Below are 17,568 nucleotides of genomic sequence, written 5' to 3' on the forward strand. Positions count from 1 at the left end.
GATCGTCGTACGAGGTCGAACCTTGACCTTTTGTTTACATGTGGGCGTTCACTGTTCACCGCCCGGACCACCTGATGGCCCGTCACCAACTGCTGACTTGCCGTCAGGTCTGGTCTTCCGCTCTACTGGAACGTGTTCTACCGTGCGCGGCATGGGCATCGCCATCACGCAGGAACAGCGGGAACTCGCGGACTCCGTGCGCGGCTGGATCGCGCGCGCCGTACCGCCCGACGAGGTGCGCAAGCTGCTCGACGCCCCGGCCGCCCCCGGCCACCGCCCGTCCTACTGGGACGGCCTCGCGGCGCAGGGCCTCCTCGGCGTGCACCTGCCGGAGGCCTGCGGGGGCGGCGGCGGAACCCTGCTCGACCTCGCGGTGGCCGTCGAGGAGGCGGGCCGTGCGGCGCTGCCCGGACCGTATGTTGCGAGCGCGCTCGCCGCCGAGGTGCTGCGGCGGGCGGGGCGGCCGGATCTCGCCGGGGCGCTGGCGCGCGGGGAGCGGATCGGTGCCGCCGCGTTCGGGCCGGGCGGGATGGCGGCCGTCGCCGGGCCCGCCGGGCTCGTTCTCGACGGGGCCACGCCACCCGTGCTGACCGGCGCCGACGCGGATCTGCTCGTCATAGCGGCAACGAGCACCGTCAGCGCCGACCGTGCCGTCAGCGCCGTCAGCGCCGTCAGCGCCGTCAGCGCCGTCAGCGCCGTCAGCGCCGACCGTGCCGACCGTGCCGACCGTGCCGACCGTGCCGACCGTGCCGACCGTGCCGACCGTGCCGACCGTGCCGACCGTGCCGACCGTGCCGACCGTGCCGCCGGAGCCGACCGTGCCGCCGGAGCCGCTGGAGCCGCTGGAGTCGACGGAGTCGTATGGCTGGCCGTCGACGCCGATACCCCGGGGCTCGCCGTGCGGTGCCACGAGAGCGCCGACCCGACCCGGCCCACCGCCGGGATCGTCGCCTCGGGCGCCGTCGTCCCCGCCGACCGGGTCCTCGCCGTGGACGCCACCCTCGTCCGCGACCTCGCGTCCGTGCTGCTCGCCGCCGACGCCTGCGGCACCGCCGCCTGGGCGCTGCACACCGCCGCCGAGCACGCCAAGGTGCGTGAGCAGTTCGGCCGGCCCATCGGACGGTTCCAGGGCGTCAAGCACCTCTGCGCCGACATGCTCGTCCGCGTCGAACAGGCCCGCGCCCTGGTCTGGGACGCGGCACGGGCCCTCGACGACGAACCCGCCGCCGACGTCCGCGGGCTGGTCGCCGCGCTCGCCGCCGCGACCGCCCTCGACGCCGCGTACGGCTGCGCCAAGGACTGCGTCCAGATCCTCGGCGGCACCGGCTTCACCTGGGAACACGACGCCCACCTGTATCTGCGCCGGGCCGTCGTCGCCCGCCAGCTCCTCGGCGCGGGCGACGCCCACCGGCTGCGCGCCGTCCGCCTCGCCGAGTCGGGGGCCCGCCGCGCCCTGCGGTGCGCGCTGCCCGCCGGGGCCGACGTGTACCGGGAAGCCGCCCGCGCGGTCGTCGAACGGGCCCGCGGCCTCGACCCCGCCGCCGCGCGCCGCACCCTCGCGCCGACCGGCTACGCGGCGCCCCACCTGCCCCCGCCGTACGGGCTCGGCGCGGGACCGGTCCAGCAACTCGCCGTGCAGGAGGAGCTGAGCGCGGCCGGGGTGAAGGTCTCCGACCTCGGGATCGCGACCTGGGTCGTCCCCTCCCTCCTCACCTACGGCACCGAGGCGCAGCGCGACCGCTACCTCCCGCCCACCCTGCGCGGCGACCTCCTGTGGTGCCAGCTCTTCTCCGAACCCGGCGCGGGCTCCGACCTCGCCTCGCTGCGCACCCGCGCCGAACGCACCGACGACGGGCGCTGGCGGATCAACGGCCAGAAGGTGTGGACGAGCGCCGCGCAATGGGCCGACCACGGCATCCTCCTGGCCCGCACCGACCCGGCCGCCCCCAAGCACAAGGGCCTGACCTACTTCCTCGTCGACATGAAGCGGACGGACGGCATCGACATCCGCCCCCTGCGCGAGATCACCGGCGACTCCCTCTTCAACGAGGTCTACTTCGACGACGTCCTGCTCCCCGCCGACGCGGTGGTCGGCGAGGTCGACGGCGGCTGGCGCGTCGCCCGGCACACCCTCGGCAACGAACGCGTCCACATGGCCGACCAGCTGTCCTTCGACACCGGCCTGGAAGCACTGCTCGCCCGCGCGGGCGAACTGGACGACGCGTACCGGGCCCGGATCGGCGCCCTCGCGGCGGAGGCGCACGCCCTCGGCGGCATCGGCCTGCGGACGACCCTGCGCCAGATCGCGGGCGACGAGCCCGGCGCCGGAGCGTCCGTCAGGAAACTCGTCCAGACGCCGCACCAGCAGAAAGTCGCCGAACTCGCCCTGGAGCTGCTCGGCCCGGCGGGCGCCGTCCGCGAGGGTCCTGGCGAACGCGCCCTGCACGGCTTCCTGCTCTCCCGCTGCCTGACCATCGCGGGCGGGACGACCCAGGTGCAGCTGAACGTGGTGGCGGAACGGATCCTGGGCCTGCCGCGCGACTGAGCGCTCCACCGGAAGTGCCGCGACAGGTGTGCGGCCGGCTGCGGCGCCGTCTGGCTGTTCGTGCGGTTAGGCAGCAGCCCTCCGGGGCGCTGCCGGACCGCGACGTACTCCGCCCGACCGGCTCAGAGGACGCCCGGTCCCCGGACGGGTCCCTGGACGGACCGAAAGGGCGGGCTCATATCAAGGGCGGGCTCATATACCGTCGCGCGCCGGTGAGCAGCGTGATCCTCACCACCCCGCGCGCACCCCGTCCCGCCCTGGACCGCTCCGCCCCCGCTGACGGATGGTGGACGGGTCAGGCCAGTCATCACAGTCACCACAGTCGCTGAGGAGCCCGAGACCCATGCCGTTCCCCGCCCTCGACCCCGTCGACCCGCTGAACCTCGAAGCCCTCCTGACCGACGAGGAGCGGGCCGTGCGCGACACCGTGCGCCAGTTCCTCGACGACAAGGTCGAGCCGCACATCGCCGACTGGTTCGAGTCCGGCGAGCTGCCGGACCTGCCGGGGCTCGCCCGCGAGTTCGGCGCGATGGGCCTGCTCGGCATGCACCTGGAGGGCTACGGCTGCGCCGGGATGTCGGCCCGCGCCTACGGCATCGCCTGCCGTGAGCTGGAGGCCACCGACTCGGGGCTGCGCTCCTTCGTCTCCGTGCAGGGCTCCCTCGCCATGTTCGCCATCCACCGCTTCGGCTCGGAGGAGCAGAAGCAGGAGTGGCTGCCGAGGATGGCGGCGGGCGAGGCCATCGGCTGCTTCGGCCTCACCGAGCCCGACCACGGCTCCGATCCGGCGTCCATGACGACGCGGGCCCGCCGTGACGGCGAGGACTGGGTGCTCGACGGCCGCAAGATGTGGATCACGAATGGTTCGGTGGCGGCCGTCGCCGTCGTCTGGGCGCAGACCGAGGACGGTGTACGCGGCTTCGTCGTGCCCACCGGCACCCCCGGCTTCTCGGCGCCGCTCATCAAGCACAAGATGTCGCTGCGCGCGTCGGTCACGAGCGAGCTGGTCCTGGACGGCGTACGGCTGCCCGCCTCGGCCCAGCTCCCCGGGGCGCGCGGCGTCGGCGCCCCGCTGACCTGCCTGAACGAGGCCCGCTACGGCATCGTCTGGGGCGTCACGGGCGCCGCCCGCTCGGCGTGGCGGTCGGCCCGCGACTACGCGCTCCAGCGCGAGCAGTTCGGCAAGCCGATCGCGGGCTTCCAGCTCACCCAGCAGAAGCTCGTCGACATGGCGCTCGAACTGCACAAGGCGACGCTGACCGCGCTCCACCTCTCCGCCCTCAAGGACTCGCCCGCCGGTGTCCACCCCGCCCAGATCAGCTTCGGCAAGCTGAACAACGTGCGCGAGGCCATCGAGATCTGCCGCACCGCCCGCACGATCCTCGGCGCCAACGGCATCTCGCTCGAATATCCGGTGATCCGCCACGCCAACAACCTCGAATCGGTCCTCACCTACGAGGGCACGAGCGAGATGCACACGCTCGCGCTCGGCCAGGCACTGACGGGCCTCGCGGCCTTCCGTTAGCCTCCGCCTCCTGCCACTGCCTGACGGCCCGTCAGCCGGAGAGCGAGGACGCGCTCGTGCCGGCGCGCCAGTTCGTCGAGGGCGGCGCCGGCGACCGTGTGCTTGACGCTGGTGCGCCGCGCCCGACGCCCGCTACCGAGAGGTGGCCGGCCGCCACTGGTCGGCGAGGGCGGCCATCAGCACCTCGTCGCGCCAGACGCCGTCCCACAGCTCGACGTGGCGGCGGACGCCCTCCCGGACGAAGCCGACCTTCTCGTAGACGTGGAGCGCTCTGTCGTTGTCCGCGTACGCCGCCAGTTCGATGCGGTGCATGCCGAGCGCCCCGAAACCGTGGCCGACGATGAGGCGCATCGCCTCCGTGCCGAGGCCGCGACCGCGCCCGCGCGGGCCGATCAGCGTGCGGAACGTGCAGCGGCGGTGCTCCGGCACCCACTCGTTCAGCACGACCTCGCCGACCAGCTCACCGGTGGACCGGTCCGTCACCGCCAGGTCGAGCCGGTCCGGCTGCGCGGCGCGCGACCCGTACCAGGACCGAAGCTGCTCACGGCTGAACGGGGCCGGGTCGCCGCCGGTGAAGTACAGCAGCTCCGGGTCCACGAGGACGGCGGCCATGACGTCCGCGTCGTCCTCGGTGAACGGGCGCAGGACGGTCCGGTCGCCGGTGAGGACGGGCTTGTGGGAGAAGGGGGTCGCGGGGCGTTCCTGCTCTGCGGCGACGGGCTCCGTGGTCATCAGGGCAGTCTGCGGCACGGGCCGTTGGGCGTGGCAAGTCATTTACGGCCTACGTCCGGAGGCGTATGACCTCCGGCCCATGCCGGCTGCACCGAAATCCGGATGTACGGGGCCCGATCGGCCTGCGACCATGACACGTATGCCGCAGACCTCCCCCGACGTGCGAGCCGACACCGGCGCCGACATATCCGCCCGCAGACCCGCCCCGCCCGCCTGGCTGGTCGTCGCCGTGGCGTGTGCCGGGCAGTTCCTCGTCGTCCTCGACGTGTCCGTCGTCAACGTCGCCCTGCCGTCCATGCGCACCGACCTCGGGATGAGCGCGGGCGGGCTGCAATGGGTGGTGAACGCGTACTCGATCGCGTTCGCGGGGTTCATGCTGCTCGGCGGCCGCGCGGGGGATCTCTTCGGGCGCAAACGGATGTTCCTGGTCGGCCTCGGCCTGTTCACCCTCGCCTCCCTCGCGGGCGGCCTCGCCCAGGACGACTGGCAACTCCTCGCGGCCCGCGCCGTGCAGGGGCTCGGCGCCGCCGTGCTCGCCCCGTCCACGCTGACGATCCTCACCTCCGCCGTCCCCGAGGGCGCGGCGCGGGCCCGCGCCATCGCGACGTGGACGGCCGTGGGCGCGGGCGGCGGCGCGGCGGGCGGCCTCGTCGGCGGCGTCCTCACCGAGGGCCTCGACTGGCGCTGGGTGCTCCTCATCAACGTGCCCCTCGGCGCCGTCGTCCTCGCTGCCGCCGCCCGCTGGATCCGCGAGTCCAAGGCCGGTGGCGAACGCCGCCTCGACCTGCCCGGCGCCGTCCTCGTCACCGCCGGCACGGCCCTTCTCGCCTACGGCATCGTGCAGACCGAGGCGGAGGGCTGGGCCGCCGCGGCAACGCTGGTCCCGCTCGGCGTCGCGCTCGCGCTGATCGCGGCCTTCCTGCTCGTCGAAGCGCGTACGAGGCTGCCGCTGATGCCGCTCGGACTGTTCCGGGCGCGGTCCGTGGCCGCCGCCAACGCGGCGATGTTCGTCTGCGGCATGGGCAGCTTCGCCATGTGGTTCTTCATGACCCTCTACGCGCAGAACGTCCTCGGCTACAGCCCCATCGAGGCCGGGCTCGCCCTCGTCCCCAGCTCTCTCGCGGTCGTCGCCGGGTCGAAGATCGCGCCCCGGCTGATGCCGAGGTTCGGCGCGCGGAACGTCGCCGTCGCCGGTGTCCTCGTCACGGCCGCGGGGTTCGGCTGGCAGTCGACGATGAGCGCGGACGGCACGTACGTTCTGACGATCATGCTGCCAGGCATCGTGATGATGGCCGGTGCCGGGTTCGCGATGACGCCGCTGGCCTCTCTGGCGACGTCAGGGGCGGCGCCGGGCGATGCGGGGCTGGTCTCCGGGCTCGTCAACACGAGCCGCACGCTCGGCGGTGCGCTGGGCTTGGCGATCCTCTCCACCGTCGCGACGAGTCGCTCCGCGGGTTCGGCGGATCCTGCGGCGCTGACCCGCGGGTACGCGGGGGCGTTCCTCTGCGGGGCGGGGATCCTGGTGGTCGCGGTCGTGGTGCTGCTGGCGTGGATGCCACGGGATCGCGCCATCTCAAGCCCCTCCGGCGCTTGAGGAGCGGCCCGGGGCAGCGCGCCGTCCCCCGCGCCCCATTGAGATGCCGCACGCAGTGCGCATCTCAGGGGCGCGGGGAACGGCGCGAGCAACCACGACGGACCCGCACCCGAGAACGGCCGGGGGATGCCGCACGCGATGCGCATTCCAGGGGCGCGGGGAACGGCGCGACCAGCCACGGCGCACTCGCACCCGGCGACGCGCACGCACCCCTACGGCGCTACACCCAACCCTGCTGACGCGCCTCCCGGAGCGCCTCCATCCGGTTCCGCGTCCCGGTCTTCCCGATGGCCGAGGACAGATAGTTCCGCACGGTCGACTCGGAGAGATGAAGCTTCCCGGCGACGTCGGAGACGGTCGCCCCGTCCGCCGAGGCGCGGAGCACATCCGCCTCCCGGGCCGTCAACGGATTCGGCCCAGCGCTCAGCGCCGCCGCCGCGAGCGCGGGATCGACCACGGTCTCCCCCCGGAGCACCTTGCGGATCGACTCGGCAAGATCCTCGACGGGCCCGTCCTTGACCAGGAACCCACAGGCCCCCGCCTCCATCGCCCGCCGCAGATACCCGGGCCGCCCGAACGTCGTGAGGATCAGCACCCGGCAATCGGGCACCTGGTCGCGGAGCTCGGCCGCCGCGTCGAGCCCGCTGCGGCCGGGCAGCTCGATGTCGAGGAGGGCCACGTCGGGGCGGCACTCGAGGGCCTTGTCGACGATGAGGTCACCGGCCGCGACCTGCGCGACGACCTCCATGTCCGCCTCCAGACCGAGCAGCAGCGCGAGAGCGCCCCGCATCATCTGCTGGTCCTCGGCGAGGAGCAGACGCACACTCTTGGCCGGCCGGTGGTCCTGCGGCATCTCCGTCACAGGGGAAGATTACGTGGCCGGTCCGCACCCGGCGGCTCAGACGGACTCCGCCGGCGCGACGCCCACCGCCGGCTCCCGTTCGCCGACGGGGAGTTCGGCCCGTACCTCGAATCCGCCACGCGCGCCGGGCCCCGCCTCCAGGGAGCCGCCCGCCGTCGCGAGCCGTTCGGTGAGCCCCTTGAGTCCGGTGCCGCCGATCCGGGGCTCGGCGACCGCGACCGGTCCGGCCCCGTCGTCGGTCACCCGCAGACGCACCTTCTCCGCCGCACCCTCGACCGAGATCACGCAGGTCGTGGCCGAGCTGTGGCGCACCGCGTTGGTGACGGCCTCGCGCACGACCCAGCCGAGCAGCGCCTCCGTCTGCGCGGACAGCGGCGGCCCCGACTGGCGCACGACCGGCTCGATGTCCGCCGCGGTGAGCGCGGAGCGCGCCCGGTCCAGTTCGGTGGCGAGGCTGCCCTCGCGGTACCCGGTGACGGCCTCACGGATCTCGGTGAGCGCCTGACGGCCGACCGCCTCGATGTCGGAGACCTGCTCCAGGGCCGCGTCGATGCTGCGCGGCGCGAGCCGCCGCGCCGCCTCCGACTTCACCACGATCACCGAGAGGGTGTGCCCGAGCAGATCGTGCAGGTCGCGGGAGAAGCGCAGCCGCTCCTTCTCCACCGCGCGCCGCGCCAACTCCTCGCGGGCCGCGCGCAGTTCACGTACCGCGTCGGACAGGGACAGGATCGCGGCGGTCACCATCATGGAGAGGAACGTGCCGTAGACGATGCCGAGCGCGTCCCAGCCCTCCTTGAGGCCGGAGACGACCCCGGCCAGCGCGCTCAGGCCGAGGCCGGTCCTGCCGATGTGCGGACCGCGCAGGATCGCGCCCGCAGCGAGCCCGAGCAGCGGGAAGAACGACAGCCAGGTGCCGCCGAAGCCGAGGACGAGGGCGCAGGTCAGCACGGTCATCAGGCCGAGGGCGACCCGCGTCGAGGCCGCCTCGCGGGTCTTCTTGTGGAACGCGCGGAAGACGACGTACACGTACAGGGAGTTGAAGGTGAGCAGGCCGAGGCCGCCGAGCCACGGGTTGCCGGTCCTGCCCTGGACGACGTTGGAGAACGCGCCCAGGCCGAGGAGCAGCCACGGAAGGAGCGCGAAGCCGGTGGGCGGCGGGCCGAGCTCCTCCGGCGGCCTGCCGTGTTCACCGCGCGCCCGGCGCTCCGCCTTCACGCGCGCGTTCTCGGCCTTCCACTCGGCCTGCGTCGCGCGCAGCTCGTGGAACTGCCCGTTGACCTTGGACCACCAGGACATCCGCGTCACTCTCCGTTTTTCCCCGTGTTCCCCCGTGCGCCCGCTCAGACGGTCCGGGCCGACTTGCGGTACGACACCACAGCGTACGAACCGAACACCAGGAGCCAGCCCAGGAGCACGGTGAGCGCGGCGAGGGAGGGGAGGTGTCCGTCGGTGACCGCCCGGCCCAGCTGTGCGAAGCGGTTGGTCGGGGTGAAGGCGGAGACGTGCTGGAGCCAGTCCGGGAACAGCTCGACGGGGAACCACAGCCCGCCGACGACGGCGAGGCCGAGGTAGCAGAGCATGTTGATGCCGCCCATGGCCTGCGAGGTCAGCCGGTAGCCGTTGCCGAGGCCGAGCATGGTGAAGGGCAGCGAGCCCGCCCACAGCAGCAGCGCGACGGCCGGCCACTTCCACGCGTCCATCCGTACGCCGTTGACGAGGGCGCCCGCCAGGAGCACCGCGGTGATCGCGGGCAGCACGGTCACCACGCCGGTCAGGGCCCGGCCGGCGACGCCCTGGCGCGGGGTCATCGGGGTGATCCGCAGCTGCCGCAGCCAGCCGATCGCCTTGTCCTCGGCGACCCCGGCGCCCGTGTTGAGGGCGGCGCCGAGCGCCCCGTATGCCGCCATGCCGACCATCGAGGCCGTCTTCCAGCCATCGGCCTGCGGGCCGAGGTTGGTGAACAGGAGGTACATCATCACGGGCATCGCGACCGTGCCGACGACGAACTTCGCGTCGCGCAGCGTGCGCCGTACTTCGAGCCGCAGGTAGTCCCACATCACACACGCTCCAGGTCGCGGGGGTCCGCGGTCAGCGCCATGAAGGCGTCGTCGAGGGAGGCCGGGGCGACCTCCAGGTTCCGTACGGCGTCCATCGCGGCCAGCGCCATGACGGTCGCGTCCGAGTCCTCGGTGCGCAGGCGCGCCCGGTCGCCGCGGATCTCCACGGAGAGCACGCCCGGCAGCAGGGAGAGCCGCTCCGAGCCGCGCCCCGCCAGGTCGAAGGAGACGAGGCTGCCGCCGCCCGCCCGGCGCAGCTCCTCGCCGCTGCCGTCGGCCACGACCCGGCCGTGGTCGATGACGACGATCCGGTCGGCGTTGGCGTCGGCCTCCTCCAGGTAGTGCGTGGAGAACAGGACCGTGTGGCCGCGCCGCGTGAAGGCCCGCATCGACGCCCAGAAGGCGTGCCGCGCCTCGACGTCGAGCGCGGCGGTCGGCTCGTCGAGCACGATCAGGGAGGGGTTCCCGGCGAGCGCCACGGCGAACCGCACCCGCTGGGTCTGCCCGCCGGACAGCTTGTCGACCCGCCGGCCCGCCAGCTCGGCGATCCCGGCGAGCCGCAGCGCCTCGTCCACGGCCATCGGCGCCGGGTACCGTCCGGCCACGAAGCCGACCAGCTCGGCGACGGTGACCCGGGGCACCGGCCGGCCCTCCTGGAGCATGGCGCCGACCCTCCCGGCCCGTACGGAGTCCCGCGGCGCGGCGCCGAACAGTTCGACGCGGCCCTCCTCCGGGTCGTCCAGGCCGAGAAGGAGGGAGATGGCGGTGGACTTGCCCGCGCCGTTGCGGCCGAGCAGCGCCACCGTCTCACCGGCCGCGATCTCCAGGTCGAGCCCGTCGACCGCGCGTACGTCCCCGAACGTCTTGACGGCCCCCGTGAAGGACACGGCCGGCGCGGGGCCGGTGCCCGCTGATTCTGTCGCCCTCGTCGTCATGGGTACGACGCTACGGACGGGGGGCGGACCACCGGCAGATGCGCATGTCCGGACCTCGGCAGTACAAATGTCATCCGGCGTGCCGACCGACGGGGCATCTGACGTAACGTCAGAAAGGGGTGGCCGCGCCCTTCCCAACCCACCCCCTCTTGGCTATACAGGAGGTCGCCGGACGGAATGAAACAGGTTCTAGAACCGGCCCGCGACGACCTCGGTGCGGCCGACGGTGCGGACGGCCGCACCGAGGTCTTGAGGACTTCTGGGAGGAGCGCCCGCCCTTATGCCCATCGACGCCGCGAAAGCCCTCGCCGCCGAGCCACGGACCGCCGACATCACCTGGGACCACAAGGAGATCCAGCTCTACCACCTCGGCATCGGCGCGGGCACCCCCGCCACCGACCCCGACGAGCTGCGCTACACGCTGGAGTCCCGGCTCCAGGTCCTGCCGAGCTTCGCGACCGTCGCGGGCGCCGGAATGGCCATGATGGGCGGCCTCGCCGCGCCCGGCATCGACGTGAACCTCGCGCACGTCCTGCACGGTGGCCAGACCATCGAGCTGCACCGCCCGATCCCGGTGAAGGGCGCGGCGCGCACGAGCGCCCGCGTGGCCGCGGTGTACGACAAGACCAAGGCCGCCGTCGTCGTCCTGCGTACCGAAGTGGCCGACACACAGGGCCCGTTGTGGACCAGCGACGCCCAGGTCTTCATCCGCGGCGAGGGCGGCTTCGGCGGCGAGCGCGGCCCCTCCGGGCGCACCGATCCTCCCGCCCGCGAGCCCGACCGCACCGTCGACCGCCCGATCCGCGAGGACCAAGCACTCCTCTACCGCCTCTCCGGCGACTGGAACCCGCTCCACGCCGACCCCGAGTTCGCCAAGCTCGCCGGGTTCGACCGGCCGATCCTGCACGGCCTGTGCTCGTACGGCATGACGCTCAAAGCGGTCGTCGACACGCTCCTCGACGGCAACGTCTCCCGCGTCACCCGCTATGCCACCCGGTTCGCCGGCGTCGTCTTCCCCGGCGAGACGCTGCGCGTCCGGATGTGGCGGGAGCCCGGCCGGATCCGGGTCGCGGTGGCCGCCCTGGAGCGCGACGAGGCCCCGGTCCTGGCCGACACCGTCATCGCCCACACCTGACCACCCGCACCTCACGCGAAGGAGCCGCACCCCATGCGAGCAGCCGTTCTGCACGAGACAGGCCAGGACAAACTCGAGGTCCTCGACGACGTCGAGGCGGTCGGCTTCGGCCCCGGCAAGGTGCGCATCCGGGTCCGGGCGACAGGCCTGTGCCACTCCGACATCTCGGCCATGACCGGCGTCCTGCCGCAGCCCGCCCCCTTCGTCCCCGGGCACGAGGGCGCGGGCGAGATCGTCGACGTGGGCGAGGGAGTGACCGGGCTCGCCCCCGGCGGGCGCGTCCTCGTCTGCTGGCTGCCCGCCTGCGGTGCCTGTCCCGCCTGCAAGCGCGGCCAGACCCAGCTCTGCCTCGCCGGGTTCATGAACGCGGGCACCCCCAACTTCAAGCGCCCCGGCGGCGACGTGTTCGGCTTCGCGGGCACCGGTACGTTCGCCGAGGAGGTCGTGGTCGACGCGGGCTGCGCCGTGCCGATCCCGGACGACGTCCCCTTCGACATCGCCGCGCTCATCGGCTGCGGCGTCACGACCGGGCTCGGCGCGGCCATCAACACCGCCGACGTACAAGCGGGTTCGTCGGTCGCGGTGATCGGCTGCGGCGGCGTCGGCATCTCGGCGATCCAGGGCGCCCGGCTCAAGGGCGCCGCGCAGATCGTCGCCGTGGACCCGGTGACGTCCCGGCGCGAAGCGGCCCTGCACTTCGGCGCGACGGAGGCGGTCGCCCCCGACGCACTCGCCGACGCCAAGCAGCGCCTCACCGAGGGCGAGGGCTTCGACTACGTCTTCGAGGTCGTCGGAAAGTCCGCCACGGCCCGCACCGCGTACGAGACGACCCGGCGCGGCGGCACCCTCGTCGTCGTCGGCGCGGGCGCGATGGACGACGTCCTCCAGCTCAACATGTTCGAGCTCTTCTTCGACGAGAAGCGGATCCGGCCCTCGATGTACGGCGGCGGAGACGTCCTGCGCTCCTACGAACGAGCCATCGCCCTGTGGCGGGCGGGCCGCATAGACCTCCAGTCCCTGATCACACACAGGGTCCCCCTGGCAGAGATCAACGAGGCGCTGGACCAGATGCGAACAGGCCAGGCCCTGAGGACCTGCATCGAGCTGTAGCCCCGCCAGGGGCGCGGGGCCCCTCCATCAGCGGCTCCGCCGCGGGGGGCGACCAGCCACGACGGCGCAGCACTCGAAGACGACCGGTGAAGGAGCTCCATGTCAACGCCGCTCAAGGGCCGCACCGCGATAGTCACCGGAGCGGGCCGCGGCCTCGGCCGCGCCGAAGCCCTGGAACTGGCCCGCCTGGGCGCGAACGTCATCGTCAACGACTACGGCCTGCCAGGCCGGGACGGCACAGGCGGCGCCGACGCGACCCCCGCACACCAGGTAGCAGAGGAAATCCGCACAGCCGGCGGCACAGCCATCGCCCACACGGGCGACGTGGCCGACCACGAACAGGCCGCACAGCTCGTCCAAGCGGCGATAGACACGTACGGCCGGCTCGACATCCTCGTCAACAACGCCGGCATCCTCCGCGACCGCATGATCTTCTCGATGACCGAGGACGAGTGGGACTCGGTCATCCGCGTCCACCTCAAGGGGCACTACAACACGACCCACTTCGCGGCACGCCACTGGCGGGAGCGCGCCAAGGCGAGCGGCGCGCCCGTCTTCGGCCGCATCGTGAACACGTCGTCGGAGGCGTTCCTCGCGGGCTCGGCAGGGCAGCCGAACTACGCGGCGGCGAAGGGCGGCATCGTCGGACTGACCACATCGACGGCGCTGGCGCTCGCCAAGTACGGCGTCACCGCCAACGTCATCTGCCCCCGGGCCCGTACCAGGATGACCGAGGACGTCTTCGCCGGGTTCGCCGAACCCGCGGAAGGGCTCGACCCGCTGGCCCCGGAACATGTCGCCCCGCTCGTCGGCTACCTCGTCTCACCCGCCGCCGCGAACGTCAACGGCCAGCTCCTCGTCGTACACGGCGGCATGGTCGCGATCGTCGAACGGCCGCGGGTGCGGGCGAAGTTCGACACCGCGAAGGAGGTGTTCACGTACGAGGAGCTGGACGCGCTGCTCACCCCGCACTACAAGGAGCGTCCGCCGACGGAGACGTTCGCGGCGGCGGAGGTGCTGAGCCTGAAGCGGGACTGACCTATGCCTGCGTCTCTTCGGCGCGGGGCCCCCGGTGCCGCCCGTGCGGTTCGGGCCGCATGCCCTGCGTGGCGGGCGCGGAGGTCACCGCCCCCCGGTGCCGCCCGTGCCCGGCCTGCTCCGCGGAGGCGTCCGCCTCCGGACCGTCCGTACCCGTGCCTATACCGTTGCTTTCCGCCATCGGAAAACTCACCCCGTACACCCGTACCACATCGTTCAAGATCGTTCGGTTCGCCGGAGGAGTCTAACCTCCGGCTCTGCGCCCGCCGAGAGGCGCCTGCGCCAACGGCACAGGACGCGGCGCGGCAGGCGCCGGCGGCTCGGTCGGCGCCTGTGCCCCGGGCGCCGCGGGCTTCGGCGCGGGCAGCCGCGCGAGGCCGCAGGGCATGTCGTCGGTGGCGTAGGGCAGCGCCAGTTCACCCGACCGCGACCAGAAGCCGGAACCCGCCAACCAGCCGCGCGGCGCGGGGAACTGATGCAGGACGCCCTCGGCCGGGCGCCACACCCCGAGCCACGGCGAGCCCTGCGTACCGGCGGCGCCGTCGATGCGCAGCGCCACCGCGCACCCCTCCGGCGTGAGCGTCTGCCCCGGCTGCGCTGCGAACGGCGTCACCGTGCACCCGGCGGGCCGCAGCGCGCGCGGGAAGCGGATCGGCAGCGTGCTGCCGAGGACGCCCCAGCCGAGCCGGGGCCGCCCCGCCTCGACGGCGTCCGAGCGGAGCAGGATCAGACCGCTGTCCGGGTCGGCGAGAAGCAGTCGGTCCTCGCTTCCCTCGGTGATCTGCAGCAGCGGCGAGACCTCGCCGCCCCGCTCCAGGTCCACGGCCACCGTCTTCACCGGGCCGCCCCCGGGCTCCGCCCGGTCGAGGGCGAGCAGCCGCCCCGTGGCCTCCAGCCACACCCCGCCCGAGCATCTGCCCTTCACCTCGGCCACGTGCTCGGGGCCGAACGCGCCGCCCGCCACCAGCCACACGTCCGTCGTCTCCTCGCGCGCGGCGATGGCGTACGCGCGCTGACCGGCCGGGACCGGCGGCAGCAGCGTCAGCTCCTCGCACTCGACGGCCCCGAGCGGCACCTCGCCGGTCGCGGGCCCGGTCGGATAGAGGAGGGAGAAGAGGTGACGGCCGCCGGCCCGGCGCTGGACGAGCACCCGGCCGTCGGTCAGCGGCAGGACGGCGGTGCCGGGCTCCTCCGGCTGGTGGGCGGGGAGCGGTACCGCGTACGGCTCCGGGCCGTCCAGCGTCCAGCGCTCGGGGTACCACGCCGCGGGGGTACCGCCGTCGTGCGCGAGCCGGGCCGCGTACGTGGCGTCCGCGGTGATCACGCAGCCGGGCCGCGGCGGCTCCGGTCGCATCTGTGCCGCCTGATTCTGTGCCGCCTGCTTCTGTGCCGCCTGCTTCTGTGCCGCACGGGTCTGTGCCGCACGGGTCTGTGCCGTGGGTTCGATGGCCAAGGCCGTCATGGGATCTGTCGCCTCCGACTGTCCTGGTCCGCCAGTGCTCTGTCCGGTGCCCCCGCCCCGCCCCGTCCCCGCCCCGCGCCCCACCTCGTTCTTCTCCTGCACAGCCGAAGCTAGTTTTCGTACGTACCTCCGGGCCCCGCCCTCCTCACCGCTTCACACCAAAGGGTGGCCATGTCCCGAATCGGCTGTGAGGCAAGTGCTTGGTGTGCTCATGGACCTGCTCGCGGGCCCCGGGCTTGCTCGCGGGCCCCGGGCTTGGGGGAGGGCGGCGCGGCGCAGGTAACCTGTCTGCGTGCCCCGTCTGTCTGAAGTAACCGCCGCGCTCGACGCCCTCTGGCCCCCCGCCCTCGCCGAGGGCTGGGACGCGGTCGGCACGGTCGCCGGTGACCCGGACGCCGAGGTCGGCCGGGTCCTCTTCGCCGTCGACCCGGTACAGGAGATCGCCGACGAGGCGGTCAAGCTCGGCGCGGACCTGCTGGTCACGCACCACCCGCTCTACCTGCGCGGGACGACGACGGTCGCGGCGGACACCTTCAAGGGCAAGGTCGTCCACACCCTGATCAAGAGCGACATCGCGCTGCACGTCGCGCACACCAACGCCGACAAGGCCGACCCCGGCGTCTCCGACGCGCTCGCCGGAGCGCTCGACGTCCGGGTCGTACGCCCCCTCGTGCCCGACCCGGCCGACCCCGCGGGGCGCCGCGGCCTCGGCCGCGTCTGCGAGCTCGACCACCCGCTCACCTTGAGCGAGCTCGCGGCCCGCGCCGCCGAGCGGCTCCCCGCCACCGCGCAGGGCATCCGCGCGGCCGGCGACCCGGACGCGACGATCCGTACGCTCGCCGTCTCCGGCGGCAGCGGCGACAGCCTCTTCGACGCCGTGCGCGCCGCGGGCGTCGACGCCTTCCTCACCGCCGACCTGCGCCACCACCCGGTGAGCGAGGCCCGCGAACACTCATCTCTCGCGCTGCTCGACGCGGCGCACTGGGCCACCGAGTTGCCCTGGTGCGAACAGGCCGCCGCCCAGCTCGACGAGGTCTCCGACCGCGAGGGATGGGGCCTGCGCGTCCACGTCTCCCGTACGGTCACCGACCCCTGGACCGCCCACGCGGCGTCCCACCGCGAACCCCTGACTACTTTTGGAGCCCCCAACTGAACGCCGCGCCCGCCGACCAGATCCGTCTCCTCGACGTCCAGGATCTGGATGTCCGCCTCCAGCAGCTGACCCACAAGAAGAAGTCGCTGCCCGAGCACGCCGAGATCGAGTCGCTCACCAAGGACCTCGCGCAACTGCGTGACCTGCACGTCGCCGCGACGACCGAGGAGAGCGACTGCTCCCGCGAGCAGACCAAGGCCGAGCAGGACGTCGACCAGGTCCGCCAGCGCGCCACCCGCGACCAGCAGCGCCTCGACTCCGGCGCGGTCACCTCGCCCAAGGACCTGGAGAACCTCCAGCGCGAGATCGCCTCCCTCGCCAAGCGCCAGGGCGACCTGGAGGACGTCGTCCTGGAGGTCATGGAGCGCCGTGAGTCGGCGCAGGAGCGCGTGAGCGAGCTGTCCCAGCGCCTCGCCGCCGTCCAGACCAAGGTCGACGACGCGACGGCCCGCCGCGACCAGGCCGCCGCGCAGCTCGACACCGAGGCCGCCGCGGCGACCAAGGAGCGCGAGGTCGTCGCCGGGTCGATCCCCGCCGACCTGCTGAAGCTCTACGACAAGCTCCGCGAGAAGGAGGGCGGCGTCGGCGCGGCCAAGCTGTTCCAGCGCCGCTGCGAGGGCTGCCGCCTGGAGCTCAACATCACCGAGCTGAACGAGGTGCGCGCCGCGGCCCCCGACGCGGTCGTCCGCTGCGAGAACTGCCGCCGCATCCTGGTCCGCACCGCGGAGTCGGGCCTCTGAGCGGCACCGCGTCATCGTCCGGGGGGCCTGATATGGGCCCCCCGGCCACATTTGTGCTGCTCCGCCACGGTGAGACGGCGCTGACCCCTGAGAAGCGGTTCTCCGGGAGCGGGTTCCTCAGGGGCGTCGGCGGCGACCCGGAGCTGTCGGCGACGGGCCGCGACCAGGCGGAGCGCGTGGCGGCGGAGCTGGCGGCGCGGGGTTCCGTCGAGGCCGTCGTGTCGTCTCCGCTGACGCGCTGCCGGGAGACGGCTCAGGTCGTCGCCGACCGGCTCGGCCTCGGCGTCACCGTCGACGACGGTCTGCGCGAGACCGACTTCGGGGCGTGGGAAGGGCTCACGTTCAAGGAGGTCAGGGAGCGTCACCCGGCCGACATGAACGCCTGGCTCGCCTCGCCCGACGCCGCTCCCACGGGCGGCGGCGAGAGCTTCGCGGCGGTCGCCGAGCGGGTCTCGGCGGCCCGCGACCGGCTGACCGCCGGGCACCGGGGCCGTACGGTCCTGCTGGTCAGCCACGTCACGCCGATCAAGACGCTGGTCCGGCTCGCCCTGGGCGCCCCGTCCGAGGCGCTGTTCCGCATGGAGCTGTCGGCGGCGTCGCTGACGACGATCGCGTACTACGCGGACGGCAACGCGAGCGTGCGCGCGGTCAACGAGACCGCGCACCTGTCTGTCCGATAG

General features: G+C 73.3%; 15 protein-coding genes and 1 pseudogene. 9 read left to right on the plus strand and 7 right to left on the minus strand.

Going from position 1 to position 17,568, the window contains the following annotated elements; genetic code table 11:
* Positions 1-151: 151 nt before the first annotated feature.
* Together ACH4RC_RS07595 and ACH4RC_RS07600 are read left to right on the plus strand one after the other, a co-directional pair.
* A complete protein-coding gene (locus tag ACH4RC_RS07595) occupies positions 152-2,545 on the plus strand; it encodes an acyl-CoA dehydrogenase (protein ID WP_398196584.1) in 2,394 nt (797 codons plus the stop codon).
* A gap of 343 nt (positions 2,546-2,888) precedes the next feature.
* Positions 2,889-4,070 carry an acyl-CoA dehydrogenase family protein gene (locus tag ACH4RC_RS07600; protein ID WP_398196587.1) on the plus strand — a complete coding sequence of 394 codons (1,182 nt, stop codon included), beginning with the start codon at positions 2,889-2,891 and terminating at the stop codon, positions 4,068-4,070.
* Between the two features lie 132 nt (positions 4,071-4,202).
* Here the strand turns inward: ACH4RC_RS07600 and ACH4RC_RS07605 are convergent, their stop codons facing one another.
* Positions 4,203-4,802 carry a GNAT family N-acetyltransferase gene (locus ACH4RC_RS07605; protein ID WP_398196590.1) on the minus strand — a complete coding sequence of 200 codons (600 nt, stop codon included), beginning with the start codon at positions 4,800-4,802 and terminating at the stop codon, positions 4,203-4,205.
* A gap of 130 nt (positions 4,803-4,932) precedes the next feature.
* Here ACH4RC_RS07605 and ACH4RC_RS07610 point away from each other — a divergent pair, with 130 nt between their 5' ends.
* Positions 4,933-6,396 (plus strand): MFS transporter, encoded by a 1,464-nt coding sequence (locus ACH4RC_RS07610; RefSeq protein WP_398196593.1) that lies wholly within the window; start codon positions 4,933-4,935, stop codon positions 6,394-6,396.
* Between the two features lie 220 nt (positions 6,397-6,616).
* On the opposite strand, the gene ACH4RC_RS07615 is transcribed toward ACH4RC_RS07610, so the two are convergent.
* Genes ACH4RC_RS07615 through ACH4RC_RS07630 form a run of 4 tightly spaced genes read right to left on the minus strand, consistent with a single transcriptional unit; the run spans position 6,617 to position 10,250 of the window.
* Positions 6,617-7,249, minus strand: coding sequence for a response regulator (locus ACH4RC_RS07615; protein ID WP_398197836.1), 633 nt, complete (start codon positions 7,247-7,249; stop codon positions 6,617-6,619).
* Between the two features lie 45 nt (positions 7,250-7,294).
* Positions 7,295-8,554 (minus strand): histidine kinase, encoded by a 1,260-nt coding sequence (locus ACH4RC_RS07620; protein WP_398196596.1) that lies wholly within the window; start codon positions 8,552-8,554, stop codon positions 7,295-7,297.
* A 44-nt stretch (positions 8,555-8,598) separates the two neighbouring features.
* Entirely contained in the window at positions 8,599-9,315 is a 717-nt protein-coding gene (locus ACH4RC_RS07625) for an ABC transporter permease (protein WP_398196597.1), read from the minus strand.
* Positions 9,315-10,250, minus strand: a complete 936-nt coding sequence (locus ACH4RC_RS07630; RefSeq protein ID WP_398196600.1) for an ATP-binding cassette domain-containing protein — start codon at positions 10,248-10,250, stop codon at positions 9,315-9,317. The genes ACH4RC_RS07625 and ACH4RC_RS07630 overlap by 1 nt, the downstream gene beginning before the upstream one ends.
* Before the next feature lie 280 nt (positions 10,251-10,530).
* Here ACH4RC_RS07630 and ACH4RC_RS07635 point away from each other — a divergent pair, with 280 nt between their 5' ends.
* The 3 genes from ACH4RC_RS07635 to ACH4RC_RS07645 all read left to right on the plus strand — a co-directional run bounded on the left by ACH4RC_RS07635 (position 10,531) and on the right by ACH4RC_RS07645 (position 13,533).
* Entirely contained in the window at positions 10,531-11,385 is an 855-nt protein-coding gene (locus ACH4RC_RS07635; protein WP_398196602.1) for a MaoC/PaaZ C-terminal domain-containing protein, read from the plus strand.
* Between the two features lie 33 nt (positions 11,386-11,418).
* Positions 11,419-12,495: a Zn-dependent alcohol dehydrogenase gene (locus ACH4RC_RS07640; protein ID WP_398196605.1), complete on the plus strand. Its 1,077-nt coding sequence runs from the start codon at positions 11,419-11,421 to the stop codon at positions 12,493-12,495.
* Positions 12,496-12,594: 99 nt separating this feature from the next.
* On the plus strand, positions 12,595-13,533 hold the full coding sequence (locus ACH4RC_RS07645) for a 3-oxoacyl-ACP reductase (protein ID WP_398196608.1): 939 nt from the start codon (positions 12,595-12,597) through the stop codon (positions 13,531-13,533).
* 1 nt (position 13,534) lies between these two features.
* Here ACH4RC_RS07645 and ACH4RC_RS07650 read toward each other — a convergent pair whose 3' ends face one another.
* Together ACH4RC_RS07650 and ACH4RC_RS07655 are read right to left on the minus strand one after the other, a co-directional pair.
* The gene (locus ACH4RC_RS07650; RefSeq protein WP_398196610.1) at positions 13,535-13,714 is read right to left on the minus strand and encodes a hypothetical protein; all 180 of its coding nucleotides are present in this window, start codon (positions 13,712-13,714) and stop codon (positions 13,535-13,537) included.
* 63 nt (positions 13,715-13,777) lie between these two features.
* Positions 13,778-14,995 (minus strand): hypothetical protein, encoded by a 1,218-nt coding sequence (locus ACH4RC_RS07655; RefSeq protein WP_398196613.1) that lies wholly within the window; start codon positions 14,993-14,995, stop codon positions 13,778-13,780.
* A gap of 292 nt (positions 14,996-15,287) precedes the next feature.
* Here ACH4RC_RS07655 and ACH4RC_RS07660 point away from each other — a divergent pair, with 292 nt between their 5' ends.
* The 3 genes and pseudogenes from ACH4RC_RS07660 to ACH4RC_RS07670 all read left to right on the plus strand — a co-directional run.
* On the plus strand, positions 15,288-16,148 hold the full coding sequence (locus tag ACH4RC_RS07660) for a Nif3-like dinuclear metal center hexameric protein (protein ID WP_398196616.1): 861 nt from the start codon (positions 15,288-15,290) through the stop codon (positions 16,146-16,148).
* Complete coding sequence (locus ACH4RC_RS07665) at positions 16,145-16,888, plus strand: zinc ribbon domain-containing protein (RefSeq protein WP_398197838.1); 744 nt, start codon at positions 16,145-16,147, stop codon at positions 16,886-16,888. The genes ACH4RC_RS07660 and ACH4RC_RS07665 overlap by 4 nt, the downstream gene beginning before the upstream one ends.
* A gap of 26 nt (positions 16,889-16,914) precedes the next feature.
* Positions 16,915-17,568, plus strand: a pseudogene (locus ACH4RC_RS07670) (histidine phosphatase family protein); the annotation flags it as partial.

It is taken from the genome of Streptomyces sp. NPDC016845 (genome assembly GCF_044332585.1).
Classification (GTDB): domain Bacteria; phylum Actinomycetota; class Actinomycetes; order Streptomycetales; family Streptomycetaceae; genus Streptomyces.